Here is a 15,647-nt window from a genome sequence, read left to right on the forward strand (position 1 = left end):
CAAGAGCGTGAGCTCGCTCGAATCGTCCGATGCGGTGAATGCAGAGAGCCTCGGAGCCTACCTAGGTGGCTGGCGTTTCGGCGTGGCGGTGCCCCACCTGCGGTGATCGTTCAGGTGAATAGACGGGTGACGTTGGGGCGGACACCACGACAGATCGAGAGATGAGTCCAGCACACGCCGCCGACCCACCAACCCCCGCCTGCTTTGCCACTTCTAGCACGGCCGGAAGATCCGATCCGACCGGGCCGAACGCGGTGCACCAGTCGCGGTTGGCTTGTTGCTTTCTATCGTCAACACGGCACGAGGCTCGCAGATCACCCGTGTGGGTGACTACTCGGCTGTCAGCGGGTTTGCCGGTTTGAGCCACGCGAGCGGGAGTGTATCGAGGACCGGGCGGTCAATCTTCCCGCTGAGTTGGAGAATCACGGTATCGTGCAGCGTCCGTTGAGTTTCGTCACCCACCGTATGGGTGGGCTGGTGGTCAAGGAGATGTTGCCGCACTCGGCAGAGGGGCGTGGCGGCTAGGCCGGGTTCGTCGCGCCGGGCGGGCGAGTTCGCGAGCCACCCACCGGGCTACGAGTCGTCACCGGCGCCCAACAGACCGAGCCAACCTCAGACCGGCGAACTGGTGAGCACGTCCATCGCGTGACGGCGGTGAGCGGCAAAGAGGCGGAGTGCCGCGAGGTCCCGGGCGCGCAGGGCCGCGGCCAGAGCGTGGTGCTCCTGCGGGATACCGCCGAGGTACCCCTCGGTACTGCGGCCGATGCGGGTCAGCGGGAACAGGTGGACCTGGCACCGGATGGCCTCCCAGGCCGCGACGAGACGCCGATGGCCGGCGGCGGCGAAGACAGCATCGTGGAACGCGATGTCCAGGCCCACCATCACGTGCGGATCCGTGGCGTGGCCCATCGCCCCAGTCGCCTTCTCGATGACGGCGAGATCCTCGTCCGACGCGTGCGCGATCACCTGCTCGACCGCGAGGTCCTCGAGCGCGCCGCGCAGGCTGTCGAGCTCGACGACGTCGGCCGGGTCCTAAAGAAAACGGAACTGCGTCCTCATCTGAGGAAGTGCTGGAACATCCCGCTACGGGTGAACGCGGAGTTCGCCGCCCGCATGGAGGACGTGCTCGCTGTCTACTCCCGGCCGCGCGACGCCGCCCGCCCGGTCGTGTGCATGGACGAGAACCCTGGCCCAGCGAACCAATCGACTGGGCCGGGCCTCTACGAAGCCTTCACGCCCGACGAGGCCTTCGCCCTCGCCCAGCGCCTGCAGATCCACCACACCCCCAAACACGGGTCCTGGCTCACCATCGCCGAGATCGAACTCTCCGCACTGTCCCCGGCAATGTCCCGACCGCCGCATCAGCGACCTCGACACCCTCAACGCCGAACTCGCCGCCTGGCAACACGCCATCAACACCGAACAACGTCAAGTCCGCCGGCAGTTCACACCACCGACGACGCACGCGTCAAACTCCGCCACCCATACCCCGAGAATTGGCCACGACAATCTACTAGAAGTGGCCACCGGGTGATGGGTGGTGATCAGCCGACCGTCGGTGTAGCTCAGCTGCCGATCATCGTGAAGGGTGGATCACATGCCGCCCTTGTACGGACGCCTTGCCAAACCGCGGAGAGAAGTATGATCGTACCGCGCAGAGTTGCCCACAATTCGAGAATTGTACACTCGGTCGCATCTCGCACCGTGTGAAATGCACCAACCTCGCGCAACAGTGATCGTCGGATACTCCCCAATAAACCGTTGCAGAATGAACCCTTTCGCCGCTTGACAGCCCATACCACAAGAGGAGACTAGCTACGTGCCTCCCCGTCATCCGCTGGAGGAGAAATGACATACGACGCCGACGACCTGGACGCAATCAACGTCGTACTCGATCAATTTCCGGATATCAGTGATCTCGTCGACGACGTGCGCTCTCTTGATTTCCTGACATACCCCATCGACTCACTGAAAACCCTTTTCGAAAACGCAGGCGAGCGTCCGGAAAGGACTGTTCCACTCGAAGCCCTCCGCCGGGCTCCCGCGTTCTATTTCCCGCTCGCCTCCAAGGCGGATCTGGTCGCCAAGCTCCTGGAGCTTCGGCGCCATCCGTTGCCCGCCCGGGCTCCACTGCCTCCACTGCCTCCGCTCCCTGACACAACGGGGAGAGGACATCCCGGCGAATCCACCGTGTTCGTGACCGAAGGCGGTCCGCTGGCGCGTCCGCGAGTGGAGCACACGCCTACTGCGCCTGCCGGGGAGTGAGAGGAACCAGCCGTGCAAGCATTCCGGGTGAAGTGGTTCGGCGCCGTCACCCCGGCGCCCGGTGCGACGTTCAGACGGCCGGGAGGCCCGGCCATCCTGCCGGACGGTCCCCCGCGCGTCGACCCCGTGGGCGCCACCGTCTACACGTTCCTGGATTCGCTGCGCCCTTACGAAACGATCGAAGTCTTCTCGCCGCACTATTACACCGTCACCACCAGCACCGGGCCGCCAGTACAACTGGACACTCCCACCGCCAATCTCGTCTACGTGGGCCTGAGCCATCAATGGCCATACGCTCTCGCGTGGGCGGAACTGGAGAACGGCTCCCTGCTCGACGACGGCGATGTCATTCGGGCCGACATCCGACCGGGCACGGTGCCTGCCGAGGTCGTCGAGTTCCGGATCACCAGCATGCTGTGGTGGTGGAAGGAGATCAACGTTCCGGATGGCGAGACCGGCAGTTCGTGGAACATCCACACGGGAGCCGTATGGGGCGGCGCGCGCCGCTTCGAAGACACGGTCGGACTCTGGACGCATCAGGTGCGCAACGGCCAGCGGCTGTCCTTCCGCAAAGCCAAGACGGCCGGCCTGGTCAGCACAACCTACGTTCTCGGCGGACTTGAGCGCCTCGCCGGTGGCACGCGCGTGACGTTCGACTGGGTTCGTGAGTGATGTCCCACGGCGAGCACCGGAGACGAGGAGGGCGTGATGCCCGGTTGGTACGTCCATCTGGAAGCTGCGAAACAAACGGCTCAGCGACTGCGCGACGGTGACATTCCGCCGGGGTTCCCCCTCGACCTCGCCGATTCGCAGGCCCTCGGCGAGACGTGCCATACCTGGCGCAACTACCTTGCGCTGGGGTCGCTCGGTCCGGACCTGTTCTATCTCCTGCCGGACTTCGCGAACACCACCGGCTGCGTGATCCGTCAGGTGATCCGCTGGGTGGTCGACGTGTGGGCCGTGCTCGACGCGCAGTTCGTCGCCAAGTGGGAGAAGTGGATCGATCCGATCCAGACGAACGATGCCCAGCTCACCGGCCAGCTCACCGGAGGGTTGTCCAACCAGCTCGGCGCGATCCTTGACGAACTGTCGGCTGCCGTCACGTCCGCGTTCGAGGGATTGCTCGCCCGGATGGGCGACTGGTTCGGGCTGCTCACCTCCGGGGTGCCCCAGGGCTACAGCAACGACGCTTTCTACTGGTCGGACATGTTCCACTACCGCCGCACCTACCAATTCCCCTACACGCTGTTCCGCCAAGCCGAACAGGCACGCGCCACAGCCACCACCGACGCGGAACGGCTGGACGCCGACGCCAGGACCGCCTTCGCGGTCGGGTGGATGAGCCACTGCGCGACCGACGTGACGGGCCACCCGTTCACCAACGCCAAGGCCGGCGGACCGTACCGGGATCACTGGCAACGTCACCATCTGGTCGAGAACCACATGGACAGCGAGAACTACTCGGCCCGCAACCCAGGACCGTGCTACGGCGAGCGGGGCACCAGCGCGCTGCACTTCTACGTCGCGTTCCGCGCGCGGCACGATCAGCCGTACGACATGCGCGAAGACGCACCCGCCTATGACTACTTCGCCGGATTCCCGGCCTACGACACCTCCGAAGGCGCCACGCCCTCAGCGGCGCGGCGGGCTCTGTTCGATCTGGACTCGGGAGAACTCCCCGAGCCCCTTGTCACCGCTCTGCTCGATGCGATGGCCGAGGTGTACCCGGACGGCCCGAAGATCCTGACGCAGGATCCGCAGTTCTCGGCAGCAGATGCGTCGGGCACCCCCGACGGGCGGCCCAACAGTGATGCGATGAACCAGATGTGGACGCTCGTCTATGCCTACCTGAAGGCCACCGGAAGCGACGGCCTGAGTCCGCGCCGCCCGGCACCGCCGTCGGTGTTCACCGACCATTCCTTCCCCACGCCGCCCGGTGGCGGCGGCTACGGTGTCGACGACGACCCGGCCCGCGGTGCCGACGTCGATGACGACGACTCGTTCAGCCTGCTCGACCTGGTGCTGGCCATCTTCGCGTGGGTGGTTTACCTCGCGCAGATCATCGAGTGGCTGGTCACCGTGCTGCCCGGCCTGATCGTCGACGTCCTCACCTTCCCGGTTCGTGAAGTGCTCTACTGGGCCGTTGTGGTGCCGGCCTGGAACCTGTACATCCTGGCCCGGCGAGCACTTGTCATGTCGGGCTTCCTGACGCCCAAGCCGGAGGAGATCGACCTCGGCCTGACCACACTCGGCTCGGCCTCCGGAACGTACGACGTGACCGCGGCTCTCGACAGCCCGCTGGGTGACGGTGCGGCGACATTCCGGGTGACCGAGCCGTCCGGGCGCGAGACGGCGACGTCCGGTTTCGGCCTCGATCCCGCCTATCCTCGCGGCATCGTCCGGGACCAGCCCACGGACGTCAGCGCCGTCGACCTTCCGGGCATGCTGGGACTGACCCGCCCGCTTCGGTATGCGGGCGACGGAATCGCCGTGTTCAAGCCCACCGAGTGGATCGCGCCGTGGCGGTATCCCCTGACTGGTCAAGCCGGCAAAGGCGTTCCCCAGGAAGGCGCGCCGGCCCACGTTGGCCCGTTCGTCGCCGGAGACGGCTCCGCGGTCCTGCTGCCCGGCCCTCAGGGAAGTACGGCCGCACGCAACCGGCTCGAGGACTGCAAGACCCCGGCGGAGACCTTTGCCGCGCTCGACGCCTTGCTCCCCGACGACCTGCACCTCGGTGGCCCGGTCGACTACGGCCTCTACCTCGTCGGCAGGATGGCCACGGATCAGTCACCCGAGTTCCGGGTCCCGGACTTCAATCTCGACTCCGACCGCGGGTACGCCTGGTTGTGCTGGGACTGGGCCCGCCACCACCACGGCTCCGCCGGCGAATGGGCCTGCACCCCGCTCTTGACCGCGACACCCCAGAGCAACTTTTCCTACCGCCAGCCGTGCACGCCTCCGCAGTTCTTCCATGCCGACACCGACAACAAACACCAGCTCCAGCCGGATGGGACGACGCCGCTGGACAGTCAGTGGTACGACCCGCGGCTGGACCTGAAGGTCCACTACCTCGGTCGCGGCGTCGAGCAACCGCCGGCTGACGACGAAGATCCCTGTGACATGTCCGGCTCGCCGCACGAGCCGTTCGACGGCACGGGCTGGCGACACCGGCTGCCAGGCGAGGACCGGACCGATGACCTCGGCTTGGGCCGGAGGGGATGGACCCGACCATGGCACACACCACCGGAAGGTCCGGGCCGGCCATGACCGAGGACCGGCAACCGGACAGCACCGAGCCTCCGGCATCCGACCAGCGCGGGGAAGACCCCGCCCGCACAGTCGGCGGCGGACATCCTCCCGACCCCGGTCCCGACCCGGATCCCGGCTGGCGACCGGACGACACCAGAGCCGACCACTGGCGAAATGTCTACGGCAAGCTTGCCCAACGGCACCGGCCACGCCGCGAAGACGTGCTGCCTTTCCTGCTGATCCGGGCTTTCTCGCCGGGTGACCGCGGTCAGCGGCCGCTGTGGCCGCCCGTCGTGTGCTGGGAGTCTCCGGACATCCTGCTCATCGACGCGGCCTGGACCGGCCCGTTCGATCCCGGCCGGCTCGTGGCCTCACCCACGGCCGGCCGGAGCTATCGTCTCTTCGTCCGGGTGTGGAACCTCGGCCTGCTCCCTGCCGTCGGTGTCCACATCCGGGCGTGGTGGGTGCAGCCCGGCTTCTTCGGGCAGGCGAACCAGGGGCAACCGGGCTACGAGCCGACGCTCGTCGGCGGCGCCATGGTGGACCTCGACGACCGGACTCGGGCAGACTCGCAGCGTCTCATCGAACTCGACCGGCCGTGGTCCATTCCCGCCGACATCAGCGGGCACGAATGCCTGGTAGCCACCGTGTCCTGTCCCGCGGACCAGTGGAGCGGACGCTGGGACTGCAACACCGACCGGCACTTCGGCCAGCGCAACCTGACAGTCCTGACCGGACAGCAAGACGCCGGTCCGCTGCTCCGGACCCTCGGCGACAACCTGCCGCGGCTTGGCGCACTCCACCTCACCCACGGCGGCCCCGCGGCCGGGCCGCTGCTGAACGCGATCGCCGGCGGCAGGCTGACGATCGTGCCACCGCAGGGCGACCCCTTCCCGACAACGGTCACGCCAGTCCCCTTCGACGACCTGCGCCACGGTGTCCGGACCGAACTCGAGCAGCACGTCCTCACCATCATCCGCGTCGAGGTCGACCGCACGATCATCGTGCGCAGCGATCTCCTAGCCGCCTTGCTGGCCGAACGTAACGCACCGGATCCGTTCACCGACATCCCGGCGCTCCCGGGCTTGATCCGTGACCTGCCCCGAGAAGACATCGACCTGGTGGGAGCAGTGACCCGGCGGCCCCTCGTCCAGGCGGTCCCGGACGCGCTGAGAACGCTGCTCGACATCGACAACCTGCAAGCCGCCCACATCGCTTCGGCCATGGGTGGCCCGTCGCGATCCCAGCACCTGCTCCGCTTCACCGCGACAGAGCTCGACGGCCGGCTCGTCGGCGGCTACTCCCTTGTCGTCACCTGACAGGCTGTCCTGGTCGACAGGTCACACCCAGTGACAGCAAGGAGCTCATTTCACAGTTTCCAGCGTGTGCAGCCAAGCGGAGCTGAGCCCGATCCACCCTCGAGATTCAAGAAACCGCCATTCATCGTAACACCCGCCGCAGGCACACGACTTCTCCCATATGGTTGCCTCGCGGGCGAACGACGCCGATATCCGGTTCCTGCGCATGCTCGCAACCGGCGATGACGAGCTGTTCCGAGCGGCCGCTGAGCATGCTGCCGATACCCTCGAACAGGTTTCTCCACAAGCCAAGGCGGACCGGTCCGCAGCTTCTCCCGAGCCGCTCCCCCTCGTGGTCGAGATAATCGCGACCATTCTCCAACCCGCCGGATTTCCCGCCAATCTCTCGCCACTGCGAGAGCTTTCGGTGGCCGACGGCGAAGATCTGCTGACCGCGCTCCTCGAAATCCTGGCGGAGCAACCGCACACGGCGGCCACCCTCCGCGGCCGTCGTGCCGGCACCGACCGCCTGCGCCGAGTCGTCGCAGCCTTGACCCACGACGGTGCGAGAGCAGTGACGGCGAGGCTGACCAGCCCGGCCGCGATCGTGACGAGCACCGATCCGGTATGGACCGGCGGGCTCTTGTCACTGGTCCGGCCGAGAGACGTCCTCGTCGCCGTACGACGTGCCACCGAACACCGTGCGCACCGGGTGAACGTCCTTCGCTGGCTTTCCGAGGTGGGCGATACCTTGGGCGATGCGCGCCTCGTTCCACCCGGGACTCCCGGTGTCGAGCCGCCGCTGGTGAAAATATTCAAGAAAGCGTACCCTGTCAGCCTCCCGAAACGCGGCAAACGCGGCGAACGGCCACCGGCCGGCTCAGGTCGCGCAGATCCCCTCGGCGACACGGTGCGAACCGTGCACCCGCTCTTGGAATGCCCCGGAAGCGTCGATCCCGGCAGCGTCTTCAATCTCCGGGTTGGCCTTTCCCCGAAAATCGACCGAACGCTCGCGGCGTCTGGGCCCTTCCAGGTCGCATCGGACGCGTTTACGTTGACCATCACCCTTTTCCACGACGGTTTCACCCTCACCGGCGGATCGTCCTCGACCGCGACGATCGAAGTGACCCCGGAACGTCCGCATCCGTTCATCACGATTCAGGTCGCGGCAACCGACGATCCGGCACTCCGGCAGCTCCGCACGATCACGGCCGTCTTCGCCGCCGACGGGGTTCCGATCGGCACCGCGTCGCGGCAGATCCGCGTTGGCGGTCGCGCCGACCAGGCTCGAGACGACGATTTGGCGAGCAGCACCTGGTCGGGCGGCTGGTCTTTCGACCCCGGTGGCTCCCGTGCCGATGTCGAGCTCTATCTCATGCGTGGCGGCGACCAGACGGCACGCCGCTGGCTGTGGCATGTCCGATCGCCACACTCCCGGATCTCCGACACCGACGACGCTCTCCGGGTCAATCTCGACGAGTTGACCGCGGAAGCGATGCAGCGATTCATCAGAGGGATCGAAGAGCGCGAGGGTCGTTCTCATCTTGAGTACTTCCTGAAGGGCGTGGCCACGCACATCGGCCAACTCGTGCACGACCGGGTCTGGGATGCGCTGCAGACAGCAGCTCAAGTGGCAGGCGGCCCGCCGACCGTCCTGCTCGTCACCGAAGACGCCTACATCCCCTGGGAACTGGCGCGAGTCCCGACGCCCTGGACGCCCGACCGGCCCTGGCTCGGCGCGCAAGTCACCCTCGGCCGCTGGCCTTACCTCGGCCACCGCAGTTCACCCACGCCGCCGGCTGCCTTCGACGCCGCCAAGATGGCGATCGTCTTCGGCACGTACCCGGACGGCCTCGCGTTGCCAGCGGCGGAGGCCGAAGGCAAGGCGCTGATGACGAAGTACGGTGCGGCAGAAGTGCTACCCACCATCGAAAAGATCCTGGCCACGCTCGACGGCGAGGTCCCGGCAGACGTGCTTCACATAGCGCTGCACGGCAACTTCGACGCCGCCGGGTACCAAGACGGCCTCATGATGATCGACGGTGAAGAGTACCTCGCGCCGGAGGACGTCGAAGGCGTGGAGACGAGCCCTGTGCGGCTCGTGTTCCTCAACGCCTGCCAGGTGGCGCAGGGGCGCCAGGTCTTCGGCACGTACGCCGGCATGGCGGCGGCGCTCATCAAGATCGGAGTCGGCGGGCTGGTCGCTCCACTGTGGAAGGTCGACGACACCGTGGCCGCCCGGATCGCCGACGACTTCTACTCCGACGTCTTCGCGGCCACGGAGACCCCCGCGTCGTTCCTCCGTCGCCGGCGCTGCGGCGGCGTCGACGGTGAGAGCAGCCAGTTCGCGTACGTGTTCTTCGGGCACCCGCGACTGGCCATCACCTGGAAGGGAGAGGGCGGCCATGGTGAACTTTTCCCCCGGTAGCGCCGTGGATCTCGGCAACGGCGTCCGGATGCACGCGGTGAACGTCAGCGGTGAGGCCCGGCGTGCCGAACGGGCGCCGGACGCCTCGGTGCGCGCAACGGCCGGCAGGACTCCGCAGGCGTACCTGCGTCAGTCCGGCGCCGCGCCCGAAGCCGCCGATCGCCTCGGCGGCGCGCTCGACGATTCCGGAATGCGGCTGCACACCACGATCGCTCTCCCCCGGCTGAGCGCCGGCCGAAGCGGCCCGGCCCCGCGGACCCGTGGCCCGGTGACGGCTCCGCACCTGCGGCTCGAGGTCGGTGCGCCCGCCCGCGCCGACGAAGGTCAGGTGATCCTGGAAGTCGACGGCAAGACCGGGCACATCCGTTGGCATCTGCCCCGCGTCGAAGCCGCCGCCGAGGGCCACCGGGCCGCCGTCAAGCAGCAGTTCGACATCCCGTGCGACCGGTTCGAGATCGGCGGAGCGGGCCCCGCGAGCCGCGGCATCGTCGGCTTCGGTCTCAGCAAGGTACTGCATGTGATCCGCTTCCCCGTCGAGTACGTGGCCGGGCAGGTGGCCGAATGGGGCGCGCGCTGGTGGGAGGGGCGACACCGCCCGCACGCGCTGCGCCTGGCCAATCCCGACGGCACCGTGGGAGCCGCCGTGGACGCCCGGCTGCTGGCGCAGCTGGGCACCGGACCGTACCTGCTGTTCGTCCACGGCACGTTCAGCACCTCCGACGCGTTCGCCGGCCTGCATCCGGACTTCGCGCGGTGGTACGCGGACTACGGACGGCGGCTTCTGCTGTTCGAGCACCCGACGGTCGCAGCCACCCCGGAGAAGAACGCCCGCCGGCTACTCGATTTCCTGCCGGACGACCGCACGCTGACCTTGGACGTCGTGACCCATTCGCGAGGCGGGCTGGTCGCGCGGCAGCTGGTCCGCCAGCCCGCGGCCGGCCGGGTGAGCGTCCGCCGGCTCGTCCAGGTCGCTTCACCGAACGCGGGGACGAAACTCGCGAGCCCCGAAAACCTCGGCTCCCTCGTCGACACGTTCACCAATCTGTTCTCGCTGCTCCCCGACGCCGTCGGCGGTGCCGCCTTGCCGGGCGTACTCGAAGTGGTGAAGCAGGTCGCGGTCGGTATTATGTCCGGTTTGGACGGTCTGGCAGCCATGGATCCTGCCAACGAGGAGCTGCTGGCCCTCAACGACACCGACGTCCGGATGGACGCGGTGCACGCGATCACGTCGAACTACAAGCCCTCAGCCGGAGCCTCCCTGGCCCAGCGAACGCTCGACACGATCGTCGACGCGCTCTTCGCCGACGGGAACGACCTCGTTGTTCCCGTCACCGGTATGTCGAACGCGGGCAAGTTCGTCGTCCCTGCCCCGTTCGCGCTCGACGCGCCGTCGGTTTCGCACTGTGCGTACTTCGGCGACGAACGGACGCGCGCCGAGATCAGGCACTGCCTGACGCTACCGGCGGTTCTCCCGTTCGGGTGAGATCCGCGGCATCAGGTCGGGGCGCAGGGCGGTGAACAGCGCCGTCCTGCGCAGGTGATCGCTCGAAGCGCCGTGCAGCTCCTCGACGACGTCGGCGGGGGTCTTGCCCGGCCTGCTCAACGCGGTCACCATCTCGGTCTGCGCTTCCGCCGCACGGGGGCCGGTCGCCGCTCCCGTCACCAGTACCGAATGCACTTTCCCCAGAGTGAGGAGCTGGTGCGCAAAATCGTTGCGCAGCAGCACCTGGCGGACTGTCTCGCTGGTGAACCGAGGAGCGGCGGCGATATCCAGCACCACCAAGGGCGTGTGGCCGCGCAGGGAGAGTTGGTAGAGCGCGTGGTCCAGGACGGTCACGGCCACGTCCTCCGGACGTTCCTGCGACCAGGCCAGCCTGCTGGCCCCGAAGTCCAGGAATGGCACGGAACCGCTGACGTCCATCGAGGCGTTGACGTGCAGAACATCGACAGGCGCCGGAGGCACGGTGACGTCCAGCAGCCGGAGATCGCCGCCGCGCAGCGTCTCCACGTCCCAGCCCGCGCGGCCGTACACCGTCGCCAGGTCGTCGGCGCCGACCATGGAGTACCCCCGAGCAGAGGAGAGCTCGGTCTCCGGCTCGCGCTCGAGGACCACCACGTGGGGCGCCCGCCGGGCGACGGACCTCTCCCGCAGGGCCCGCCAGGTCGCCGGACCGGCCACGCCGTCCACGGTGAGCCCGCTCCTGTACTGCAGGAGCGTGACCGCGCGCTGGGTCTGCGGGCCGAGATAGCCGTCCAGCGGCCCCGGGTCGAAGTCTCCACCTGCCTCGCGCAAGGCTTCCTGCAAGACCCGGACGCGGATCTGGTCACCGCGCAACGCGGCTTGACCGCGATACGTAACTCGCAGCTCGGGGAGCTCGTCCAAGTGCCGTCCGTCGAAGGTCAGCAGCTCCCACGGCAACTGGGCGAGCGGCGGATCGGCACAGATCCGCAGGTCGAAACGGCCCCTACCCGTGCCGGGCCGGCGCAGCGACCGCCGGACGTCCAGCACCGACGACAGGCGGACAGCCTCCCGGACCCACTTGACCAGGGGGGACTTGGCCCGCCGGTCGACATCCTGACGCACGGCGGCGGCCAGCTCGTGGTGAGCCGACACCCGCAGCAGCTCACGGCCGTCGGCGAAGGCCACCAGCGCGCCGGACTGTTCGAGTACGAGGTTCAGCCGCACTTCCGGGCGGACGCGGTGCCTTTCCGGTGCGAGATCGCCGCTGCGGTATTGCTCCCGCTCACCGATGTCGACCAGCACTGCTTCGGCACGCCGCTGATAGTGGTCCTCCAGTCTCGCGTCGCCCTCGCGCACAGCGAGCCGGCGCCGCAGGTCCAGGAGCCGCCACCGCCACTGGGTCGGTCGCTGGGTGCCCTCGTCGAGCGCGCGGCTCGCCTGGTCCAGGATCAGGCGCATACCGTCGGCGGAGGTCTCGTCGAACACCAGGTCGGCCTGTTCCAGCTTCGTCACCGCGCTCAGCAGAGGGAAGTCGGCTTCCCACAACGGCTGGGGAGCAACCGCCGCGTCCGGCCGTCCGCTCTGCGCGACCAGTTCGAGCAGCCTCAGCTGGGCGAGAAAGGTGTTCCGGCCCAGCACGCTCGTTGCTGCGGAAGCCACTTCGACGGCGAGGTCGTCTTGCCCCGCGAAGCGCAGCAGGTGTGCATGGCGCAGCTGGAGCCAAGCTTTGTCCGCCGAGTCTTCCGACCGTACCTCGTCGTCGCCGGCCGGCCCGTGGAGCACCAGGTCGGCCAGCTGGGCACCCCACGGTGTCCGCGGCGCGCGATCGAGCCCGTCCAGGGCAGCGAGCCGGGCGGCTACCGGCGTGATCGAAGTGAGCCGCGCGGCCAGTGACGGCAGCCACGACTCCGTCAACGCAGGTGCCGAAAGCAGGGCGGCGAAGACGACGTCCGCGAACCGGCTCGGCGGCACCCGCGCGTCCAGCCGACCGAGGACCTCCGCCACCCGTGCGGTCGCGTCGGCCTGGCGTCCCCTCCGCTTGTCGAGCTCCGCCCAAAGCAGCATCATGGCGCGCCACGCGGCGCTCCCTTGCTGCAGTGGCATCCCTTTGGCCTCGCCGAGCAGGTGCCCGGCCTCACGGACGTTGCCGACCTTGCGAAGCACCAGCTCTGCCGCCCGGACACAAGCCATGGCCGCCCGCTCGTTGTCCGCCGACTGGGCGTACTCCGACCTCGCCCGCAGGAAGTCGTCCTGTGCGCGGTCCACGTCGAACAGCTCGGACAGGGCCAGACCGCGGAGCACCAGGAGGTCGGCGTGCCGGCGCCGGCTGACGACGTCGGTCATGGCGTTGGTGCACAGTGTCACCGCTTCGGGCGCGCGGTCCAGCGCGAGGAGCGCGGTAACGCGTTCTCGTTCGAACCCCTCGCCCACGGCGAGACGCAAGGCGGTCGCCGGCCGGCCCGATGCCAGCGCGACCCGGATCCGCAGCCGCTGCAAGCCGGTCGGCACCGACACCGCGTTCACGCCCGTGGCCCGTTCGAGCCACGCCTCGGCACGGCCGATCCGACCGACGCTGAGCTCGTATTCCGCCAGCTGTTCGAGGATTTCGACCGTCGTTTCCGGCGACCGCGAATGGTCCAGTGCGGCGAGGAGGCTGAGCCGGCGACCCTCGAAATCCCCCTGAGCCCCACGCGCGTCGGCGAGCAGGCGATCGAGCAAAGACTGTCCCGCGGTGTCGACACCTCGCAGATCCGACTCTTCCAGCAGCCGGGCAGCCTCCTCTGGCCGGTTCCTGGCGATCGACAACGCCGCGTCGGCGGCGATGAGCCGGAGCCGGGAACCGGGACCGATCGGCAGGTTCGCGACCGCGGCGACGCTGCGCTCGACCCGGCTCCACAACGTGTGGTCTCCGGAGGCGTTGCGGATTCTCGCGATGGTCGCGAGGGCCCAAGCCCGCTCGGCGTGCGCGGCAGCCACCACATCTTCTTCCACGAGTGGCAAGCCGGGGCTCAGCTCGACCGGTTCGCGGTCGTCCAGGTAGTCGCGACCGAGCAGTTCCTCGCTCAGGCGAACCACCCAGTCCGGCCGGTTGGCGGCCCATGCCCTGGCCACGGCGCCGTGCCAGTGCTCAGCGGCCGGAATGCCGTCGAGCCGGAACCGGTGGTAGATCGCCTCGATGGTCGGAGACAGCCAGTCACGGCTCCGCTCGGCGACGGACTCGTAGTAGCGGACGGCTTCACGATGGATCACCTGGTGGATCGGCTGCGCCGCGACGAGCGTGCGCATCGCCTCCTGCACCGAGAGTTCGAACCGGACCGCGTCGGCCCCGCCCGGCGCCGTCCAGATCCACGAAGAATCGGCCGCGTACCCGGCCAGTCGATTCCAGACCGCCTCGAAGTCCCCGTTCACCACGCCGGATGGGAATACCGCGGCTGCACCAGGCGGTACCGGGTCCAGTTCGGGGCGATCCAGGTCGGAACCGGCCATGGATTCGGCGATCCGCGGCATGAGTACCTTCTCGGCGAACTCGCGGCTCAGCACCCGCGGGATCGCGCCGTAGCGGATCAGCCACTGGACCGTTCCGTCGCTGACCCGGGCGACCACCCGGTCGATCGTCCATGCCACGCGCGGGTCCAGCTGGTTCAGGTCCGCCACCGAGATCGCCGGATACCGTCTGACGACGTCGGCGTAGAGCGCCAGCTGCCAGGGAACCCCGTGCACCCGCAGAACGATGGCCGAAACCAGGTCGTCGCGACCGATCTCGCGCGTAGAGACCAGATACCTGCGGCTCTCTTCGCTCGTGAACGCGTCGACCTTGCAGGTCGCGGTCGACCGGGCCAGCTGCCGGAATCCTGGGATCCCCTCCTCGGTCCGCGTCCTCCGCCCCGACAGGAGGAGCCGGACCACGGCCTTGCGCCGCAGCTCCACGAGCAGGTCCGTCAGATCGTCAACGTCGCCGTCCTGCTGGAGCGCGGCTTCTTCCAGGGTGTCCATGACGATCACCACCGGCTCTTCCGGTGGGAGATCGGCGAACACGGCGAGGAAGCGTTCCCGCACCTCCTCGGCGCTGACCCGCGACGTCTCGGTGCCCAGCACCGAGCGACCCACCGGCTCCAGGCCGCCGGCCTGCCTCGTCAGCAACCTCCGGTACGACCCGTGCTCGCGCAGCAGCTCCTCGAACGGCGCGCCGGTCAACTGGCCGTTGAGCTGGTGGGCGATCTCCAGCGCGATCAAGAACGGATACCTGACCGCGTTCACCGGGTCGAGCGCGTCGAGATCGACCAGCGCGCACGGAATCCCGGCTTCCACGCATCGGCGCGAGATGAACCATCGCAGCAGCGTCGTCTTGCCGTAGCCGCCGGAGCCGACCAGCCGTAGTGCGCGCGGGCCGCCGTCGAGCAGCCGGTCCAGTTCGGCTTCGAGCGCCGGGCGGTGCAGGTAGCGGGCCGCGCCGAGGAACGTACTGCGGTGCAGCTCGCGGGCGACCAACGTGCGCGCGAGTTCGTTGCGCCGGGCCCACAGCCTCTTCCCGACGAAGGGAAGCAGCAGCGGATCGGTCAAGACGTCGAGCAGGTTGTGGCAGCCGGCGAGGTCCATCCGACGCACGCACGCTTCGAAGCCGGTGGTGAGAGCCTTCTTCGCGCGGTCCTCGTCGACCAGCAGGAGGGCGCGCAGGCGCTCGATCGGCAGGCCCTGTGCGTCACAGTGCGCGACGAACCGTGTCGCGAACGCCCGTAGCCCGGCCGGTACCTGGCGAGCAGGCACCCCGGCGAACCACGATCCCCAGGCCACATCACGCAGTCCGCCGTGGATGCGGTACTTGCCGTCACCCCCTGGTAGTACTTCGACGCCACCGAGCTCGTGCAGCCGGTCGAGATCGGGCGCACCGTCGGCCCGCAGTACGGCTTCATAGGTCTTTTCGTCGAACATCTGTGGCAGCGCGGCT

General features: G+C 68.4%; 8 protein-coding genes. 6 read left to right on the plus strand and 2 right to left on the minus strand.

What is annotated here, in order from left to right; translation table 11 throughout:
- Positions 1-612: 612 nt before the first annotated feature.
- The gene (locus A3CE_RS51020; RefSeq protein WP_084641524.1) at positions 613-1,002 is read right to left on the minus strand and encodes an FCD domain-containing protein; all 390 of its coding nucleotides are present in this window, start codon (positions 1,000-1,002) and stop codon (positions 613-615) included.
- Between the two features lie 846 nt (positions 1,003-1,848).
- On the opposite strand from A3CE_RS51020, the gene A3CE_RS56470 reads away from it, so the two are divergent.
- The 6 genes from A3CE_RS56470 to A3CE_RS0113045 all read left to right on the plus strand — a co-directional run bounded on the left by A3CE_RS56470 (position 1,849) and on the right by A3CE_RS0113045 (position 10,723).
- Positions 1,849-2,265 (plus strand): hypothetical protein, encoded by a 417-nt coding sequence (locus A3CE_RS56470; protein WP_125591631.1) that lies wholly within the window; start codon positions 1,849-1,851, stop codon positions 2,263-2,265.
- A 12-nt stretch (positions 2,266-2,277) separates the two neighbouring features.
- Entirely contained in the window at positions 2,278-2,937 is a 660-nt protein-coding gene (locus A3CE_RS0113020; protein ID WP_125591633.1) for a hypothetical protein, read from the plus strand.
- Between the two features lie 36 nt (positions 2,938-2,973).
- On the plus strand, positions 2,974-5,532 hold the full coding sequence (locus A3CE_RS0113025) for a zinc dependent phospholipase C family protein (protein ID WP_020640528.1): 2,559 nt from the start codon (positions 2,974-2,976) through the stop codon (positions 5,530-5,532).
- Complete coding sequence (locus A3CE_RS0113030; RefSeq protein ID WP_125591635.1) at positions 5,529-6,833, plus strand: hypothetical protein; 1,305 nt, start codon at positions 5,529-5,531, stop codon at positions 6,831-6,833. The genes A3CE_RS0113025 and A3CE_RS0113030 overlap by 4 nt, the downstream gene beginning before the upstream one ends.
- 160 nt (positions 6,834-6,993) lie before the next feature.
- Complete coding sequence (locus tag A3CE_RS55120; protein WP_084641526.1) at positions 6,994-9,240, plus strand: CHAT domain-containing protein; 2,247 nt, start codon at positions 6,994-6,996, stop codon at positions 9,238-9,240.
- The gene (locus tag A3CE_RS0113045) at positions 9,218-10,723 is read left to right on the plus strand and encodes an esterase/lipase family protein (protein WP_125591637.1); all 1,506 of its coding nucleotides are present in this window, start codon (positions 9,218-9,220) and stop codon (positions 10,721-10,723) included. The genes A3CE_RS55120 and A3CE_RS0113045 overlap by 23 nt, the downstream gene beginning before the upstream one ends.
- Here A3CE_RS0113045 and A3CE_RS58000 read toward each other — a convergent pair.
- Positions 10,697-15,631, minus strand: coding sequence for a peptidoglycan-binding domain-containing protein (locus tag A3CE_RS58000; protein ID WP_211231848.1), 4,935 nt, complete (start codon positions 15,629-15,631; stop codon positions 10,697-10,699). The two genes, A3CE_RS0113045 and A3CE_RS58000, sit on opposite strands and share 27 nt — an antisense overlap.
- Positions 15,632-15,647: the final 16 nt, after the last annotated feature.

Source organism: Amycolatopsis balhimycina FH 1894 (assembly GCF_000384295.1).
Lineage (GTDB): Bacteria > Actinomycetota > Actinomycetes > Mycobacteriales > Pseudonocardiaceae > Amycolatopsis > Amycolatopsis balhimycina.